Annotated in this window: 15 protein-coding genes; 11 read left to right on the top strand and 4 right to left on the bottom strand. The window is 70.7% G+C overall.

The annotated features are described in order from the left end of the window. Nucleotides 1-80 precede the first annotated feature (80 nt). The 8 genes from AB0H54_RS20425 (at nucleotide 81) to AB0H54_RS20390 (ending at nucleotide 11,183) form a co-directional block, all read left to right on the top strand. A complete protein-coding gene (locus AB0H54_RS20425; protein ID WP_357346883.1) occupies nucleotides 81-1,265 on the top strand; it encodes an MFS transporter in 1,185 nt (394 codons plus the stop codon). A gap of 41 nt (nucleotides 1,266-1,306) precedes the next feature. Beyond that, complete coding sequence (locus AB0H54_RS20420; protein ID WP_357346882.1) at nucleotides 1,307-2,542, top strand: aminotransferase class I/II-fold pyridoxal phosphate-dependent enzyme; 1,236 nt, start codon at nucleotides 1,307-1,309, stop codon at nucleotides 2,540-2,542. After that, nucleotides 2,539-4,104, top strand: coding sequence for a carboxyl transferase domain-containing protein (locus tag AB0H54_RS20415; RefSeq protein WP_357346881.1), 1,566 nt, complete (start codon nucleotides 2,539-2,541; stop codon nucleotides 4,102-4,104). Before AB0H54_RS20420 ends, AB0H54_RS20415 begins: the two co-directional genes overlap by 4 nt. Next, entirely contained in the window at nucleotides 4,101-6,035 is a 1,935-nt protein-coding gene (locus AB0H54_RS20410; protein ID WP_357346880.1) for a biotin carboxylase N-terminal domain-containing protein, read from the top strand. Before AB0H54_RS20415 ends, AB0H54_RS20410 begins: the two co-directional genes overlap by 4 nt. Nucleotides 6,036-6,151: 116 nt before the next feature. Next, entirely contained in the window at nucleotides 6,152-7,669 is a 1,518-nt protein-coding gene (locus AB0H54_RS20405) for an ABC transporter substrate-binding protein (RefSeq protein WP_357346879.1), read from the top strand. A 36-nt stretch (nucleotides 7,670-7,705) separates the two neighbouring features. Next, nucleotides 7,706-8,704, top strand: coding sequence for an ABC transporter permease (locus AB0H54_RS20400; RefSeq protein WP_357346878.1), 999 nt, complete (start codon nucleotides 7,706-7,708; stop codon nucleotides 8,702-8,704). Beyond that, nucleotides 8,701-9,543: an ABC transporter permease gene (locus AB0H54_RS20395; RefSeq protein WP_357346877.1), complete on the top strand. Its 843-nt coding sequence runs from the start codon at nucleotides 8,701-8,703 to the stop codon at nucleotides 9,541-9,543. Before AB0H54_RS20400 ends, AB0H54_RS20395 begins: the two co-directional genes overlap by 4 nt. Continuing rightward, the gene (locus tag AB0H54_RS20390; protein ID WP_357346876.1) at nucleotides 9,540-11,183 is read left to right on the top strand and encodes an ABC transporter ATP-binding protein; all 1,644 of its coding nucleotides are present in this window, start codon (nucleotides 9,540-9,542) and stop codon (nucleotides 11,181-11,183) included. Before AB0H54_RS20395 ends, AB0H54_RS20390 begins: the two co-directional genes overlap by 4 nt. 13 nt (nucleotides 11,184-11,196) lie before the next feature. Here the strand turns inward: AB0H54_RS20390 and AB0H54_RS20385 are convergent, their stop codons facing one another. Continuing rightward, on the bottom strand, nucleotides 11,197-11,841 hold the full coding sequence (locus tag AB0H54_RS20385; RefSeq protein ID WP_357346875.1) for a hypothetical protein: 645 nt from the start codon (nucleotides 11,839-11,841) through the stop codon (nucleotides 11,197-11,199). 182 nt (nucleotides 11,842-12,023) lie between these two features. Here AB0H54_RS20385 and AB0H54_RS20380 point away from each other — a divergent pair, with 182 nt between their 5' ends. The 3 genes from AB0H54_RS20380 to AB0H54_RS20370 all read left to right on the top strand — a co-directional run bounded on the left by AB0H54_RS20380 (nucleotide 12,024) and on the right by AB0H54_RS20370 (nucleotide 15,188). After that, nucleotides 12,024-13,139 (top strand): AI-2E family transporter, encoded by a 1,116-nt coding sequence (locus AB0H54_RS20380; RefSeq protein WP_357346874.1) that lies wholly within the window; start codon nucleotides 12,024-12,026, stop codon nucleotides 13,137-13,139. Nucleotides 13,140-13,284: 145 nt separating this feature from the next. Then, nucleotides 13,285-14,082, top strand: coding sequence for an SAM-dependent methyltransferase (locus tag AB0H54_RS20375; RefSeq protein WP_357346873.1), 798 nt, complete (start codon nucleotides 13,285-13,287; stop codon nucleotides 14,080-14,082). Nucleotides 14,083-14,333: 251 nt separating this feature from the next. Then, a complete protein-coding gene (locus AB0H54_RS20370) occupies nucleotides 14,334-15,188 on the top strand; it encodes an acyl-CoA thioesterase domain-containing protein (protein ID WP_357346872.1) in 855 nt (284 codons plus the stop codon). Here AB0H54_RS20370 and AB0H54_RS20365 read toward each other — a convergent pair whose 3' ends face one another. The 3 genes from AB0H54_RS20365 to AB0H54_RS20355 all read right to left on the bottom strand — a co-directional run bounded on the left by AB0H54_RS20365 (nucleotide 15,189) and on the right by AB0H54_RS20355 (nucleotide 17,344). Then, complete coding sequence (locus AB0H54_RS20365; RefSeq protein WP_357346871.1) at nucleotides 15,189-16,724, bottom strand: AMP-binding protein; 1,536 nt, start codon at nucleotides 16,722-16,724, stop codon at nucleotides 15,189-15,191. It abuts the gene before it with no gap. A 72-nt stretch (nucleotides 16,725-16,796) separates the two neighbouring features. Continuing rightward, nucleotides 16,797-17,135: a nitroreductase/quinone reductase family protein gene (locus AB0H54_RS20360; RefSeq protein WP_357346870.1), complete on the bottom strand. Its 339-nt coding sequence runs from the start codon at nucleotides 17,133-17,135 to the stop codon at nucleotides 16,797-16,799. Further along, nucleotides 17,135-17,344 carry a hypothetical protein gene (locus AB0H54_RS20355; RefSeq protein ID WP_357346869.1) on the bottom strand — a complete coding sequence of 70 codons (210 nt, stop codon included), beginning with the start codon at nucleotides 17,342-17,344 and terminating at the stop codon, nucleotides 17,135-17,137. The genes AB0H54_RS20360 and AB0H54_RS20355 overlap by 1 nt, the downstream gene beginning before the upstream one ends. Nucleotides 17,345-17,364 lie beyond the last annotated feature (20 nt).

Genomic DNA, 17,364 nt, shown 5'->3' with positions numbered 1-17,364 from the left:
ATGGCCCCGTCGTGCCCTGACGCCGTATACCTGTACCCCGAACCGGAGATTCCGAATAGTTCAGGGGGACAACATTGTTCGTGCGCGAGGGTGCCGATACCGTCTCGCCGGCGACGCAACGGGCCGTGGTCGCCACCGCCTGCGGCGCCGTCACCGCCGCGCAGATGGCCACCACGATCTACCTTCCCGGGATGCCCGCGCTGGGCGCCGACATCGGCGCGAGCGAGGGCGTGCTGCAACTGTCGGTGGCCGTGTTCGTGGTGTTCGCGGCGCTGCCCGTCGTCGCGTGGGGCCGGGCGGCCGAACGCTACGGCCGGGTGCCCGCGTTCGTCGCGGCCGGGGTGCTTTTCGTGCTCGCCAGCGCGGCACTGGCGGTCATCAGCAACGCCCCGGAACTGCTGGGGCTGCGCGTGCTCCAGGCGATCGGCGCCGGCGGCATCGCGGTGGTCGGGCGGATGATGATCAAGGACCTGTTCACCGGCGCCGACCTCGCTCGTCAGCTCGCGCTGCTGTCGATGGCGTTCGTGGTCGCGCTCGGCGGTGGTCAGGTGATCGGCGGCATCGTCACCTCCACGGTCGGGTGGCGCTACGGATTCGTCGTCCTCGCGATCCTCGCGGCGATCCCGGTGGTGTCCGCGCTGCGCATCGCACTGCCGAAACCGGCGGTGACCGCGACCGGACGCGGCGTGGCCCGGCGCCTGTTCGGTGACCGGACCTTCGTCGCCAGCGCGGTGGCCGGTGGCATCGGCTTCGCCGTGATCGTGATGATCCAGCAGAAGTCCGCCTTCATCTTCACCGATCGATTCGCGTTGCCGCCCTGGGTCTTCGGCCTGTTCGGCGTGCTCTACGGCGCCGCCTATCTCGGCGGCGCCACCTATGTGCGCCGGGCCGTGCGCGGGGTCGGCGCGCGCACCATGATGCGCCGCGGCGCCTGGATCATGCTGGCCGGGTGCGTGCTGGTCACCGTCGTCTGGGCGGTGGACCTGCCGCGCGCCGTCGCGCTGCCGATCTTCCTGGCCGGTTACGTGACCACCACGTTCGGGCAGGCGACGCTGTTCCCCAACAGCGCCGCGCACGCTGTCAGTCACCTGGCCACCGGCGCGGCCATCGCCGTCTCCTGGTGCGCCCTGATCCAGCAGGGCTTGGCCGGCATCGCCTCGCTGTCGGGCCCCGCGCTCACCGGGCTGCTCGCCTGGTCGCTCGTGCTCACCGCGCTCGCCGCGGCCAATGTCGCGCTGGTCGCGACCCCCGACAACCGAACCTGAACACCCTCATCGACGCTCGACCGCCAACGAAGGACTACCGAATGGTTACCCACCAGTTCGCCAACATCCGTAGGCAGCTGCACCTGAGCAACACCTTCTGGGACGACAGCACGGCCAACGGACTGGTCGACATCGTCGCGACCGACATGCGCGACGGTCTGGTCAACGACCGCGACGGTCGCACGATCGTGAACTTCTCCTCGTACTCCTATCTCGGTCTCGACAGCGACCCGCGCATCGTCGCCGGCGCGCACCGCGGCCTCGACGAGACCGCGACCATCAACTCCTCCATCTCCCGGATGCGGATCCGGTTGTCGCTGCTGGAGGAGGCCGAACAGCGCCTGTCGCGCACCTTCGGCGCCCAGGCGGTGACCGTGTCGTCGTGTGCCGCGGCGGCCTGGGCCACCCTGCCGCTGCTGGCCTCGGGCGAACTCACCGACGGCCGTCCACCGCTGGTGGTGTTCGACAAGAACGCCCACTTCTGCCTCAACGCCATGAAACCGCTGGTGGCCGACGAGACCGAGCTGGTGACCATCGAGCACAACGACATCGCGGCCCTGGAAGAGCTGTGCCGCACCCATGCCACGGTCGCCTATGTCGCCGACGGCGTCTACAGCACCGGCGGCGGTGCGCCGCTACGGGAACTGCACCGCTTGCAGGACCGGTACGGCCTGTTCCTGTATTTCGATGAGGCGCACGGCATCTCGACCATCGGGCCGGGCGGGCGCGGGTACGTCCTCGGCGCCTACGAGGGCTGGCGCGAGCGCACGCTCGTGATCGCCTCGCTCAACAAGGGTTTCGGCGCCAGCGGCGGCGTCATCTTCCACGGCGCCGAGGGCGACCACTCCCGCACGCCGACCCTGCTGCGCACGAGCGGGCCGCTGATGTGGTCGCAGCGGGTGAACACCGCCGGGCTCGGCGCCATCGTGGCCGCCTGCGATCTGCACGACGACGGCACCGTCGACACCCTCCAGCGCGCGCTGCGCGAGCGGGTGCGCCTGTTCGACTCCCTGGTCGACACCGAACTCGCCGGGGACGGGCTGCCCATCCGGTTCGTCTCCATCGGCAGCGAGGACGTCACCGTGGCCGTCGCCAGGAACATGCTCGAGGCCGGTTTCTACACCTCCCCCGTGTTCTTCCCGATCATCCGGCGCGGCAGCGCGGGCCTGCGCCTGATGCTGCGGGCCGATCTCGCGCCCGAGACGATCCACCGCTTCGCCGACACCTTGAGCGCGAGCCTGGCCGAGCATCAGCAGCGGGCGGAGCAGCCCGCATGACCGTCACCGTGGAGAACACCCTCGGCTTCGAGGGTCAGCGCACGCTGCTGCGCGAGCACACCGCCGAGATCGTCGCGCCCCGCCGACGTCCGGGCGACGCCAAACTGCCGGTGCGCGAACGGGTCAACCGCGTCCTCGACCCCGGCACGCCGTTCCTGGAGATCGGCCGCCTGGCCGCGCACGAGGTGTACAACACCGACCTGCCCGCCGCCGCGCTGATCGTCGGGATCGGCACCATCCACGGCCGCCCGTGCATGATCTTCGCCAACGACCCGCACGTCAAAGGCGGCACGTACTACCCGCTCACCATCAAGAAGCAGCTGCGCGGCCAGAAACTGGCCCGCGAGTACAAGCTGCCGTGTGTCTACCTGGCCGACTCGGGTGGGATCTATCTGCCGCTGCAGGAGGAGATCTTCCCCGACGAGGAACACCTCGGGAAGATGTTCCGCAATATCGCGGAGATGTCGGCGCTGGGACTGCCGCAGATCTCGGCGGTGCTGGGTATCTGCACCGCGGGCGGCGCCTACATCCCCGCCATGAGCGACGAGACGGTGATGGTCAAGGACCTCAGCACCGTGTTCCTCGGCGGGCCCCAGCTGGTCGAGGCCGCCACCGGCGTGGTCGTCGACGCCCAGACCCTCGGTGGCGCCGACCTGCACGTGCGCGAGACCGCGGTCGCCGACCATCTCGCGGTGAACGAGGTCGAGGCACTGGCGATGATCCGTGACATCGTCGCGCGCACCCCGGGTGACCGGGTGCATCCCCCGGCCTTCGAGGTACGCGAACCCCTCGACGATCCGGCGCGGCTGCCGGAACTGATTCCGGCCAGCACCAAGAAGGAGATGGACGTGCGCGCGATCCTGCGCTGCGTCGTCGATGCCGGATCCTGGGTCGAGTACCGCAAGGACTACGGGATCACCATGGTGTGCGCGACCGCGCGGATCGCCGGCTACGAGGTCGGCATCGTCGCCAACCAGGGCGTGATCTTCCCCGACAGCGCGCTCAAGGCCACCAACTTCATCCAGATCTGCCACCAGCGCCGCATCCCCCTGTTGTTCGTGCACAACGTGAGTGGGTTCATGGTCGGCGAGGAGTACGAGCGGGCGGGTATCGCCAAGCACGGCGCGAAGATGGTCAATGCCGTGTCCTGCGCGACGGTCCCGAAGATCTCCCTGGTGATCGGCGGTAGTTTCGGCGCCGCCAATTTCGCGATGTCGGGTCGCTCGATGGGCGGCCAGTTCATGGCGATGTGGCCCAATGCCCGTTCCACCGGCGTCGGCGGCGAACAGGCCGCCGCGGTGATGGCGATCCTCAAACGCGACCGCCTGCGCCGCGAGGGCAAAGAACTCGGGGCGGCCGAGGAGGCCGCCATCAAGCAGCCGATCATCGACAGTTTCGAACGCCAGTCGCTGCCCACCTATATCGCCGCCCGCATGTGGATCGACGCGGTGGTGGAGCCGGAGGACACGCGATCGTGGCTGGCCCAGTGCCTCTCACTGGCGCACGAACGATGGGACCGGGCCGAGCCCGCGCCCGCGAACTTCGGGGTGTTCCGGCTGTGATCACCCGACTGCTCATCGCGAACCGGGGCGAGATCGCCGCCCGGATCGCACGCACCTGCGACCGTCTCGGCATCGAGTACGTGACGGTCGCCGTCGACGAGGACCGCGACCTGACCGGCCACGCCGGTGCGGTGACCACGGTCCAGCTGCCCACCGGCGGCTACCTCGACGCGGCGGCGTTGATCCGCGCGGCCACCGACACCGGCTGTGACGCCGTCCATCCCGGCTACGGGTTCCTTTCCGAGAACGCGGGTTTCGCCCGCGCGGTGCGGGCGGCCGGGCTGGTGTTCGTCGGGCCGAGTTCGCGGGTGATCGAGACCATGGCCGACAAGGCCTCGGCCCGCCGCGTCATGGCGGCCGCCGGGGTGCCGGTCCTGCCGGGCACGGCCGAGGCGACCGAGGACATCGACGTGCTGGTCGACGCGGCCGCCGCCATCGGCTATCCACTGATCGTCAAACCCGCGGGAGGCGGTGGCGGCAAAGGCATGTCGGTCCTGCGCTCGGCGGCCGGGCTGCCCGCGGCGCTTGCCTCGGCGGCGCGCACCGCGACCGCGGCCTTCGCCGACGGCCGCCTGCACCTGGAACGCTACGCCGAGCGGGCGCGCCACATCGAGGTGCAGGTGTTCGGTGACGAATTCGGCAGCGCTGTCCATCTTTTCGACCGCGACTGCTCCTTGCAACGACGGCATCAGAAGGTGATCGAGGAAGCGCCCGCGCCCGGGATTCCGGCGCAGGTGCGCGAGGCGATGCTCGCCGCCGCGGTGCAGGGCACGCGGGCGCTGCAGTACGTCGGCGCCGGCACCTTCGAGTTCCTGCTGGTCGGCGACGAGTTCTTCTTCATCGAGATGAACACCCGGCTGCAGGTGGAACACACCGTCACCGAGGAGATCACCGGCGTCGACCTGGTGGAGTGGCAACTGCGGGTCGCCGCGGGCGAACCGCTGCCCGCCGATCAGGCCGAGATCACGGCGTCGGGCGCCGCGGTGCAGGTGCGGATGTACGCCGAGGACCCGTTCCGGTCGTTCTTGCCGTGCCCCGGCGAGCTCGAGGTCACCCACTGGCCGCCGGTGCGGGTGGAGCGGGCGTTCACGCGACGGCTGCGCGTCACCGGCGGTTTCGACCCGATGATCGCCAAGCTCGTCGCGACCGGCGCCACCAGGGCCGCGGCCCTGGCCGCCGCCCGCGACGCCGCCCTGGCGCTGCGCTGGACCGGCATCTCGACCAATCTCGGCTTCGCCGCACAGGTGCTCGACGCCCCGATCGTCGCGGCGGCCGACCACGACACGGCCTACCTGGACCGCATCGACCCCGTCACCGAGTTCGGCGACCCCGACGAGCTCGCCGCCCTCGCGGTGGCGGCGACCCTCGCCGCGCCCGACCGGGCGACGCCGTGGTCGGCGGGCGCACCGGGCGGTGACCGCGTCTGGCTCGATCCCGCCGACGGCGACCTGGGCACCGTCGACCTCACCGTCGACGGCAGGCCGGTCACCGTGCGGGTCGGCGGCTACACCGGCGACGCGGTCCTGCTGCGCGCCGACGCCACCGCACCCGCCGTCCCCGCCGTGCACACCGGCGAGACGGTCACGGTGGACTCCGTGCCCGGCACCGTCCGGCGCCGCGGCGACGGATGGGAGTGCCAGATCTCCGGGGTCACCCGGGCGGTCCGGTTCGCCGAGTACCGCGCACTCGCCGGCGCCGACGCCGACCCCGAAATCCGTTCTCCCATGCCGGGAACGCTCGTCCGGCTGCATGTCGCCTCGGGTGCGGCGGTCGAGCAGGGCCAGCTGCTCGGGGTGGTCGAGGCCATGAAACTCGAGCACGAACTCACGGCGACCCACGCCGGAATCGTCACGGTGACCGCCGCCGAAGGCGCGGTGGTCACGACGGATCAATCACTGTTTCTCATCGAGGAGAGGGGCGCCGCGCTGTGATGCGGACACGCCGACTTGCGACAGCTCTGATCGCGGCCACGGCCGTGCTGGTCTCCGCGTGCAGCGGAACCGACACCGCCGCACGCGAATCGGCCCAACCGACGAGCGGCGGCTCGTTGACCTGGGGGGTGGAAACCGAGCCGACCACGCTCAACCCGCACCTCAACGGCCAGAGCAACACCAAGATGCTGCTGCGCAACACCTACGAAACGCTGCTCGCGCGCACCGCCGACGGTGGCTTCGTGCCGTGGCTGGCCACCGGCCACGAGGTGTCTGCCGACGGACTCACCTACTCCTTCACCCTGCGCGATGGCGTGAAGTTCACCGACGGCACCCCGCTCACCGCGGCCGGGGTGGCCCGCAACTTCACCACCATGCAGGATGTCGCCTACTCCGGCGGGTTCTCCTCCGGCCCGCTGTCGAACCTCGCCGGCGTGACCGCCCGCGACGACCGCACGGTGGTCTTCACCCTGAAGAATCCGTACGCGCCGTTCCTGGACTTCGCCTCCGGCTTCGACATCATCTCCCCCGCCGCGTTCGACAAGCCACAGCTCAAGGCCGGTGGGCCCGAGATCGCGGGCACCGGTCCGTTCATCCTGGACCGCTACGTCAAGGGCCAGGAACTGCACTTCCGGAAGAACCCCGACTACAACTGGGCCCCGCAGAACGCCGCGCACCAGGGCCCGGCCTATCTCGACGAGCTCACCTACCGCTTCCTGCCCGAATCCTCGGTCCGCACCGGCGCGCTCACCTCCGGCCAGGTCGATCTCATCGAAGGCGTCTCGGGCAACGACGCGTCGCTGTTCCGGGACAATCCCGACTTCACCTATCGCACCGCGCTCAACAACGGCAGCCCGTACACGCTGTACTGGAACGCCACCTTCGGCGCGGCCACCGACGAGAAGGTGCGCAAGGCGCTCAACAACGCCGTCGACGTCGACGCGGTGCTGCAATCGATCTATCGCGGCCAGCGCACACGCGGCTGGGGCATCGCCTCCACCGTCGACACGCTGTTCTACGACAAGAGCATCGAGCGTGCCTACGGTGCCGACAAGAACGCCGCCAACCGCCTGCTCGACGAGGCGGGCTGGACGGCCAAGGACGCCGACGGGTTCCGGACCAAGGACGGTCAGCGCCTGACCATCGAACTGGTGCAGGCCCAGTCCACGGTCCGCGACCAGCGTGAGGTGCTGCTGCAGGCCGTGCAGGCCCAGGCCAAGCAGAACGCGGGCATCGACCTGAAACTGTCCTATGTCGACCTGGGCACCTACGCGGAGCTGCGCAAGAACAACACCTTCGGCTCGATCGCCAACTCCGACACCCTGACCGGCGGCATCGACATCGAGAACCACTGGTACCCGCCCACCGCCAAGGGCACGCTGAACTACAGCCGCGCGGGCGATCCCGAGCTGTCCGGCTGGCTGCGGGCCGCCGCGGCCACGATCGACACCGCCGAGCGCGCGAAACAGTACGCCCAGCTGCAGCGCTTCGCGCTCGTCGACAAGGCCTACGGGCTGCCGCTGTACATCCCCGAGAACCAGATCGCGGCCGCGGCCCACGTGCACGGCGCGGGCTTCCGTCCGTACAAGCAGCTGCCCGAGAGTGCCTACGACATCTGGGTCGATCGTGGCTGACCCGGCGCCCGCACCCTCCGCCACGAGGTGGTGCCGGTGACGCTCGACGTCACCGCGCCCACCCCGGTGGCACCCGCGGCCGACTCCGCTCCCGGCGCTCGCGCCGGGGTGGCGGGACGGGTCGCGCTGCGGGTGCTTTCGGGCCTCGGCGTGCTGTGGGGCGCGGCCACCCTGTCCTTCCTCGGCGTGCGGCTCGCGCCGGGCGACACGGTCGACGTCCTGATCGGCGAGCAGCCGCGCACCCCGGAGGTGGAGGCCGCCATCCGCGCCGAATGGGGTCTCGACAGCCCCACCGTGGTCCAGTACGCGCGCTATCTGTGGAATGTGGCGCACGGCGATTTCGGGCGCTCCTATGTGCTGCAGCGGCCGGTGTCGGAGGTGATCGGCTCGCAGGCCGGGCCGACGCTGGCTCTCACCGGGGCGGCACTGCTCGTCGCGCTGGTGTTCGCCGTCGTCGTCGCGACCACCACGGCCCGGCGGCGGCGCGCCGCCGCGGTGGCGAACGCCGTAGAGCTGGCGCTGGTCTCGACACCGTCGTTCTGGCTCGGCATCGTGCTGCTGTCGGTGTTCAGCTTCCAGCTGAAGATCTTTCCGGTGGCGGCGAACAAGGGGCTGGCGGCGCTGGTCCTGCCCGCGCTCGCGCTCGGGCTGTCGCTCGGGGCGGTCATCTCCCAGGTGCTGCGCGACGGGCTCGAGCGGGCCCTGGACGAACCGTTCGCGGTGACGGTGCGCTCCTGGTCGGTCAGCGAGACCGAGCTACGGCTGCGGCACGGCCTGCGCCACGCCGCCCTGCCCGCGGTGACCCTGACCGGCTGGCTGGTCGGCGGACTGCTGGGCGGGGCGGTGATCATCGAGGAGGTCTTCGGCAGGCCGGGGCTGGGCCGGGTGACGGTGGACGCCGTACTCGCCCAGGACCTTCCGGTGGTGCTCGCCGTGGCCATCCTGTCGGCCTTCGTCTACGTGGTGATCAGCACGCTGGTCGATCTGCTGTATCTGGTGCTCGACCCGCGGCTGCGACGGGGCGGTGCGCGATGACCACGATCGCACTCCCGCGCGCACGACGTTTCAGGCCCGCACCCGGGGTCGCCGTCGCGGCGGTGACGGTGGGACTCGTCGCCGTCGCGGTGCTGGCGCCCACCCTCCTGGCCGGCGCCGACCCGCTCGCCGCCGATCCGCTGTCGGCGCAGCTGGCGCCCAGCGGCTCGCACTGGTTCGGCACCGATCATCTGGGTCGCGACGTCTTCACCCGGGTGGTCCACGGCGCGCGCTACTCACTGCTCATCGGCGTCACCGCCGTGGCGATCGCGGTCGTGGCGGGCACGCTGCTCGGCCTGCTGTCCGGGCTGGCGCGGGGACCGCTCGACGAGCTGATCACCCGCTTCCTCGACGTGGTCTCCGCGTTCCCCGATCTGCTGCTCGCCCTGGTGCTGATCTCGTTCACCGGGCCGGGCACCACGAATCTCATCGTCGCCCTCGGCATCGCCTCGATCCCCCGGTTCGCCCGGGTCGTGCGCGCACAGACACTGGTCGTGCAGGAGTCCGGATATGTCGAACAGGCCCGCACCTTCGGGCTCACCCGGGCCACGCTGGTGTGGCGTCATGTGCTGCCGCACGCGGTGGCGCAGGTGCCGATCCTGGCGACCATCGGCCTCGGCACCGCGATTCTCGGCGCGGCGGGCCTGAGTTTCCTCGGCATGGGTCCGCAACCGCCGGAACCGGAATGGGGCGCCATGCTCGCCGAGGGCCGCAACTATCTGCGCAATGCCTGGTGGATCGCCGTGCTCCCGGGCGTGGCCGTCACCGCGACGGTGATCGCGGTGAGTTCGCTGGGACGGCATTGGCAACGGCACTACGACGGAAGGCCGCGGGCATGAGCCTGATCGACATCGCGAACCTGCGCATCGGATTTCCGGGGCAGGGCGAGGTGGTGCACGGCATCGATCTGCGGATCGCACCGGGCGAGGCCGTCGCCCTGGTGGGCGAATCCGGCTCGGGCAAGTCGGTGACGGCCCGCGCGCTGGTCGGCCTGGCCGGGCCGGGCGCGACGGTCCGGGCGGACCGGCTCGCGCTCTTCGGACAAGACGCGCGGCAACACCGAGACCGGCAGTGGCGCACGATCCGCGGCAGCGACATCGGTTTCGTGCTGCAGGACGCCCTCGTCTCGCTGGACCCGCTGTGCTCGATCGGCGGTCAGCTGGCCGAAGCGCAACGCGCACTGACCGAGCTGCGCGGGCGGGCACTCGCCGAGCGCAGCGTGCGGCTGCTCACCGAGGTCGGCGTGCCCGAACCCGAACTGCGCCTGCGCCAGTACCCACACGAACTGTCCGGCGGCCTGCGGCAGCGGGTGCTGATCGCCACGGCGATCGCGGGCGACCCGCGCCTGATCATCGCCGACGAACCGACCACGGCACTCGATGTGACCGTGCAGCAGCAGATCCTGGACCTGCTCCGCCAGCGCAAGGCCGACGGCACCGCGCTGCTGCTGATCAGCCATGATCTCGCGGTGGTCGCCGAGGTGGCCGACCGGGTGCTGGTCATGCGCGACGGCGAAGTCGTCGAGCAGGGCAGCACGATCGATGTCCTGACCCGTCCGGCGCATCCGTATACGAGGAAGCTGCTGGCCGCCGTGCCGTCGGCGGCCTCGCGCGGGTCGCGGTTGTCGGTACCCGCCGAACCCGCGCCGGACCACCCGGCCGCACCCGAGCGTCCGGCCCTGCCGCCGCGCGTGGTCGACGAGACCCGGGTCGTGCTGTCGGTGCGCGCGCTGCGCAAGGCCTACGGCGCACGCACGGTGGTCGACGGTGTCGACTTCGACCTTTTCGCGGGCGAAACCCTCGGCATCGTCGGCGAATCCGGCTCCGGGAAGACCACGACCGCCCGGCTCGCGCTGCGGTTGGTCGCGCCGTCGTCCGGGCGCGTCGAGGTCGACGGGAAACCGTGGAGCGACTACTCCGAGCGCGAGCTCCGCCCGTTGCGCGGCGCCGCGCAACTCATCGCGCAGGATCCGCTCAGCTCCTTCGATCCGCGCTACACCGTCGAGCGCGTCATCGGCGAGAGCCTGGACACCGTCGCCGTGCGCGGGGCGGCGCGCGCCCGCCGGGTGCGCGAGCTCCTCGACGCGGTCGGCCTGGGCCGCGACCTGCTCGAGCGTCATCCGCGCACGCTGTCCGGCGGGCAACGGCAGCGGGTCGCGATCGCGCGCGCCCTGGCACCCAGCCCGGCGCTGCTCGTCGCCGACGAACCGGTCTCCGCCCTCGACGTCTCCGTGCAGGCCCAGATCCTGGACCTGCTGGCCGATTTGCAGGCCGAGTTCGGTACCGCGCTGCTGCTCATCTCGCACGATCTCGGTGTGGTCCAGCACGTCGCGGACCGCGTGCTGGTGATGAAGGACGGGCGCGTCGTCGAGTCGGGTGCGGTCGACGACGTCCTGCGCGCACCGCGGCACGACTACACCCGCCGCCTGATCGCCTCGGTTCCCCGGTTGCCGGAGTTCGCCGACCCGCCCCGGGACTGACCGCCGGTGCGTCTCAGAACGGGTACTCCAGGCACAGCTCGCCCGCGAAACCGCGAGCCGCGTGCTCGCGCATGCGCCGCCCGTACACCGGGTCGGCGGCCAGGGCGGTGTAGGTCTCGAACACGCAGTGCACCAAGCCCGCCGCCTCCGCCGCGTAGACGTCGAACCCCGGGTACATCAGGCCGACATAGGGCATGTCGTCCACGTCGAGGGCCAGCACCGGGTACTCCCCCGCCGAATCCGGCTCACCGACCGCCAGCACCCGCCGCGAATCCGAGCCACCGGGCAGCAGGAAGCACTCCGGGAAACGGTCGGCCAGCGGCGCGTAGATCTCCCCCCACGGTGCGCCCAGCTCGTCGTCGACCAATTCGTCCAGGGTGCGGGGCGCGAAGCCACCGTCGTCCGCGAACCAGCCGTGGCGATCGAACAGGCCCCGGTCGAAGGCCAGCCATTCCCGCAGGCTCGGCGACAGCGGGCGCCCCGACGGGAACACCGCGCACGCCAGCTCGTCGGCGGACATCGGCCGCGGCGCGCCGTCGACCCACGGCGTGTGGCCCACCCACGCGGCGGGCTCGAACATCGACCGGCCGGGATCGGCCCGCACCGCGTCGAGCACCCTCCGGGTCAGGCCGACACCGTGCTGGACCTCTACTGTCATGGCGCGCAACGTAACAGGCCACACCGACAGCCGCGAGCGCACCGGTATCGCGGGCAGCGCAGCCGGAACGGACGCGCGACAGGCCGCGTCGGTGCCGAAATGTGGGCTCCTCCGGGGCGACACTGGGATCCGTGGACACCGACTCCCCGGACAGCACTGCGCCACCGATCGCACGGGCGAGGATGCCCGAGTGGCTCCCGCGGGCGATGGTGCTGGCCCTGGTCCTGTTCGGGCTGTTCCTGCTCGCCGACTGGGCGTTCCGCCGGCTGCTCGGGCTGCTGATCGTGCTGCTGGTCGCGTTCTTCGTCTCGCTGGCGATGGAACCGGCCGTCGGCGTGCTGGCCCGCCGCGGCGTACCGCGCGGACTCGCCACCGCGCTCGTCTTCCTCGGCACCTTCGCCTGCGTACTGGCCTTCCTCGCGGCGCTGGTGACGCTGCTCGTGGAGACCACGACGAATCTCGCCCACGAATCCCCCCGGCTGCTCGACGAAGGCATCGACCGGTTCAACCGAACCTTCGACCAGCACGTCACCACGCACGACCTCAGCCAGCGCCTGCTGCGCGAGTCCGATCTGATCGAGGGCTACGCCCGCACCGCGGCGGACAACGTCTGGGGCGTGTCGACCACCGTGCTCGGCGGGCTCGTCCAGGTCCTCACCATCGCGTTGTTCAGCATCTACCTGACCGCGGGCGGGCCCCGGGTGCGGCGCACCGTGTGCTCGCTACTGCCGCCGTCGCGTCAGCAGACCTTCCTGCACGCGTGGGATCTCGCGATCGACAAGACCGGGGGCTACCTCTATTCGCGGGTCCTGCTGGCCATCGTCTCGGCGATCGCGCACGGGGTCTTCCTGGCGATCCTCGGCATCCCCAACCCCGTCGCCCTCGGTGTCTGGTTCGGCGTGATCTCCGCGTTCATCCCGACGATCGGCACCTACATCGCCGCGATCCTCCCGGTGCTCGTGGCCCTGACGGTGGATCCCCTCGACGCCGTCTGGGTCATCCTGTTCGCGGTGTTGTACCAGTGGTTCCAGGACTACCTGCTGCAGCCCCGGATCACCGCGCGCACCGTCGACGTCAATGCCGCGATCGCGCTGCTCGCGGTCCTGGCAGGCGGCGCGTTGCTCGGCGCGGTGGGGGCGCTGCTGGCGATCCCGGCCACCGCGACGGTGCAGGCGTTCCTGTCCGAATACGTCAAACACTATGCGGTGAGCGAGGATCCGCGCATCGAGCAGACGGCGTCACGCCGGAAGCGGGCCAAGAGCGCACCGGCCCCGCAGACCGACCAGGACGCGGAGTAGGGCTGATCGCCGCTGATCTACCCGACGGTAGGGGCCACCGGCCGTTGTGAATCTTGTACTGTCACAACAGATCAGAAGCTGCCTACCGTCAGCACTGCTCGTCCGGGTGACTGACGCCGTCGAACTCTGCTGAGGAGCCAGGTTCATGACCGAAACCGATACCCCGGTGATCCGGACCGACATCCCCCACTCCGCCCGGATCTGGAACTACTGGATGGGTGGCCAGGACAACTACGAGATCGACCAGATCGCCGGCGACGCCGGACTGGCCGTCGACCCCGACATCTCCACCATGGCCGTGCAGTCGCGCCAGTTCCTGATCCGCGCCGTCGGCTTCCTCGCCCGCGAGCGCGGCATCCGCCAATTCCTCGACATCGGCACCGGCCTGCCGACCATGCAGAACACCCACGAAGTCGCCCAGAGCATCACCGCCGACGCACGCATCGTCTACGTCGACAACGACCCGCTGGTGCTGACCCATGCCCGGGCCCTGCTGCGCAGCACCACCCCCGAAGGCGTCACCACCTATATCGACGCCGACTTCCACAACCCCGAGCAGATCGTCGCCGACGCGCGCAACGTCCTCAACTTCAACGAGCCGATCGCGGTGATGTTCATGGGCGTGCTCGGCCATGCCCGGACCTACGAGGACCTGCTCCGGATCGTGCGGACCGTGGTCGGCGAGGTGCCGTCGGGCAGCCACCTGATCATGTGGGACGGCACCGACGACAGCGAGGCCTATGTCACGCTGTGCGAGAACTACACCGGTACCGGCGGCACCCCCTACATTCCCCGGCCGCAGGCGCAGATCCGCGCGGTGTTCGACGGCCTGGAACTGGTCGACCCCGGGTTCGTGTCGATCACCCAGTGGCGCAACGACACCGTCGAGGTGGGCGAAGTGCTGCCGATCTCGGCGTACGGCGCGGTGGCACGCAAACCCTGAACCCCACCGGCCACCACCGGCAGCGCGCCACCACCAGCCGCCCTGCCGGTGGTGTCGGGGACCGCTTGTCCGGCGAATGATGTTTCAGCACAGAAACATTCATGTGACATCCGATGGTCGGGGTAGCGAACGGCGAAGAGCGGAAGCAAAGATGAGGAGACCGCCGACTCGCCCCGGGGACCATCTGTGAGTCGAGCGCCACCGATGCCGCGTGTGGAGCGAGATCGCCTATGCCACAAGGGAGCCCGCCGGTGAGCCAAGCATTTTTTCGGGTGACGACCGAGGTCCGCACCCAGACCGAGATCCTGATTCCGGAGCCCGAAGCGGTCGCCGGCTGGGAGGGTGGACAACTCCGCGGCATGGCCGTCGGCGCGGCACTGGCCCGCGCGGTCGAACGCGAGGTCGCCGCCAAGGGCCGGACCGATCTGCGGCCGGTCCGATGGACACTCGACCTGTTCCGCCCGGTCTTCCTGCGCCCCTGCCGCATTCGCGTCACCGTGGTGCGCGACGGCCGCAGGCTCTCGCTCTTCGACGCCGTGCTGATCCAGGACGACCGACCGGTCGCCCGCGCCGGCGCGCTGTACCTGCGGCCCGGGGTCGATCCGCAGGGCGTCTGCTGGTCACCCGGCACCAGCGCCGATCCGCCGCCCACCGATCGGCTCCCCGAACCCGGCCGGAATCGGGTCTATTTCAGCGAGGACGCGGGCTGGGGACCGGACCCGCGCACCCACCACAATGTGGGCCGCACCGGAATCTGGCACCAGCCCATCGCGGTGGTCGCCGGCGAGGAACCGACGCCGTTCCAGTTCGTCGCCGGACTGGCCGACGTGACCAATGTGATCGCCAATCTCGGCAGCAACGGCCTCGAATACATCAATGCCGACGCCACACTCACACTCACCCGCCTGCCGGAAGGCAACGAAGCCGGGCTGCTCTGCCTCGATCGGCTGGCCGAGGACGGCATCGTGATCGGCACGGCCGCGGTCTACGACCGCAAGGGGGTGTTCGGCACCACGACGGTCAGCTCCCTCGCCAACGCACGCGGTGCCGCCGATCTGAGCGTCATCGGGACGCTGGCGCGGGCCGGGGCTGCCGAGGCGGGCTGATCACGGCGCCGCGCGCAGCTCCCGCTTGTAGAGCTTGCCGGAATCGTCGCGCGGGAGCTCGGCCACGACGCTGATCCGCGAGGGCAGCTTGTAGGCCGCCAGCTCCCCGGACAGCGCCGCCGCGACCTCGTCGGGATCGACTTCGTGGCCGGGACGGGCGACGAGGTACAGCACCAGCGCCTCGCCGAGGTCGTCGCCGGACGGCACGCCGACCGCGGCGGCGTCCTCCACACCGGGCAGTGCCATGGCCGCGTTCTCGATCTCGGCCGGGTAGATGTTCACCCCGCCCCGGATCACCACCTCGCTGGATCGCCCGGTCAGGAACAGGTAGCCGTCGGCATCGAGATATCCGGTGTCGCCGACCCACAGCAGATCGCCGTGGGTGACCACCGATCCCGCCCGGTGCAGATAGTCGAAACGCGGCCAGTAGTCGGCGCCCCGGACGAACACCCGCCCCGGCTGCCCGGCGGCCAGTTCCGCGCCGTCCTCGTCCAGGATCGCGACCGCCGACCCGTCGGCGGGGCGACCCACGCTGCCCGGCCGTGCCAGCCATTCCGTGGCGCCGATCCAGGTGATGGTGCCGGTCTCCGTGCTGCCGAAGTACTCGATCACCGCATCGCCGAACCAGTCGATCGCCGCCCGCTTGATCGCGGGTGGGCACGGCGCCGCCGAGTGGATCAGGTGGGTGAGGCTGCTGGTGTCGTAGCGCTCGCGCACCTCGGCGGGCAGTGACAACAGCCGGGACAGCATCGTCGGCACGATCTTGGCCTGCTGGATGCGATGCCGCTGCACCAGCCGCAGGAATCGTTCGCTGTCCCAGCGCGGCATGATGGTGATGTCGGTGCCCATCCGCAGCGCGAGCACGGCCACCGCGTTCGGCGAGGTGTGATACATCGGCCCGGCCACCAGGATCCGGCCGCCGGGGGTCACCCCCATCCGCTGCGCGATGCCGCCCGCGATGGACAGCAGCTGGTGCGGCGTCATCCGTTCCCGCAGGACGCCCTTCGGGGTGCCGGTGGTGCCGGAGGTGTAGATCAGCCCCATCGAATCGGCCACGGCGCCGTCGAGATAGCCGACCGGCTCGGGATGGTCGGCGATCCACTCCGTCAGGAGCGGATGCCTGCCCGTCGGCACCGACAGCGCGGGGTCGAGCCCGGCCTCGGACAGTGTCGTCGCAGGCATGGCGATCTCGACGATCCGGGCCGTGCTGCCCGCGCGGTCGCGGGCGTCCTCGACCGTGGCGACGAACTCGGTGTGCGCGAAGATCACGCGCGGCGCACAGTCGGCGAGCACATGGGCGACCTCGCCCGCCCGCCAGCGGGTATTGATCGGCACCGGGTTCCCGCCCGCCGACGCGATGGCCAGCGACACCTCGAGGAATTCGATGTCGTTGCGGGCCAGCACCGCGACCCGGTCCCCACGCCCGACGCCGGCGGCGAGCAGTGCCGCGGCCAGGCGGCCCGCCCGGTCGTGCGCGTCGGGCTGGGCACGCACCCGGTCGCCACAGCGGATGATCGGAGTCGCGGTGTCGGCCATCGCTACCTTCGCCTCGGGAGTCGGTGTCCCTCAGCGTATCCGGACCCCGGAGCGGGGACAGTTCCGCGTGACTCAGGTCGCCAGGTCGATGGCGACGGCGCGCCCGGTGCGGAACCAGTACTCGTGCAGCGCACGGATCTTCGCGCGCGAAGGCAGGCCGCGCAGATGAATCGCGCACTCACCGATATCGACCGGGACCACGATGTCGCACAGCAGCGCGCGGGCGACCTCGAGCTCCGCCGGATCGGTGATCTCCCTGGCCGTGCCGTGGTGGGTGCCGTCGCGCAGTTCCAGGGTGACGCGCGGATCGGCGCGAACATTGCGCAGCCACGCGTTGACCGCCTGCGGCCGGTCGAGGGTGACCTGGGGCGGCATCAGCTGCACCAGATACGCCCGATCACCGGCCCGCATCACCCGCACGCACTTCGGGCGGGCAGGCCGGTCTTGCGTCCGGTCGTCGTGAGGATGCCGTAGCCACGGGGAACCCGCAGCCGGAACCACGGCAGCATCCCGGCGCTGAGCAGCTTGCCGTCGCGCGGACCGCGGATCAGCCGACCGTGCTTGCCGACTTCCGCCTGCGCCGCCGCTCGCCGGGCGCGCTGCTCCGCTGCCTCGTCCATCTGTCCATCATGCGCGCACC

Origin of the sequence: Nocardia sp. NPDC050718 (assembly GCF_040654235.1) — a bacterium.
Taxonomy (GTDB): Bacteria; Actinomycetota; Actinomycetes; order Mycobacteriales; family Mycobacteriaceae; genus Nocardia.
The sequence above is the reverse complement of the archived record's forward strand: the minus strand, read 5'-3'. Positions and strand labels throughout refer to the sequence as shown.

Bases quoted from the DNA above. Each gene is read 5' to 3' on its own strand.
- AB0H54_RS20365 (WP_357346871.1), bottom strand. From the start codon at position 16,724: ATGGCCGACACCGCGACTCCGATCATCCGCTGTGGCGACCGGGTGCGT.
- AB0H54_RS20375 (WP_357346873.1), top strand. From the start codon at position 13,285: ATGACCGAAACCGATACCCCGGTGATCCGGACCGACATCCCCCACTCC.
- AB0H54_RS20415 (WP_357346881.1), top strand. From the start codon at position 2,539: ATGACCGTCACCGTGGAGAACACCCTCGGCTTCGAGGGTCAGCGCACG.
- AB0H54_RS20395 (WP_357346877.1), top strand. From the start codon at position 8,701: ATGACCACGATCGCACTCCCGCGCGCACGACGTTTCAGGCCCGCACCC.
- AB0H54_RS20360 (WP_357346870.1), bottom strand. From the start codon at position 17,135: ATGCGGGCCGGTGATCGGGCGTATCTGGTGCAGCTGATGCCGCCCCAG.
- AB0H54_RS20380 (WP_357346874.1), top strand. From the start codon at position 12,024: ATGCCCGAGTGGCTCCCGCGGGCGATGGTGCTGGCCCTGGTCCTGTTC.
- AB0H54_RS20390 (WP_357346876.1), top strand. From the start codon at position 9,540: ATGAGCCTGATCGACATCGCGAACCTGCGCATCGGATTTCCGGGGCAG.
- AB0H54_RS20420 (WP_357346882.1), top strand. From the start codon at position 1,307: ATGGTTACCCACCAGTTCGCCAACATCCGTAGGCAGCTGCACCTGAGC.
- AB0H54_RS20385 (WP_357346875.1), bottom strand. From the start codon at position 11,841: ATGACAGTAGAGGTCCAGCACGGTGTCGGCCTGACCCGGAGGGTGCTC.
- AB0H54_RS20355 (WP_357346869.1), bottom strand. From the start codon at position 17,344: ATGGACGAGGCAGCGGAGCAGCGCGCCCGGCGAGCGGCGGCGCAGGCG.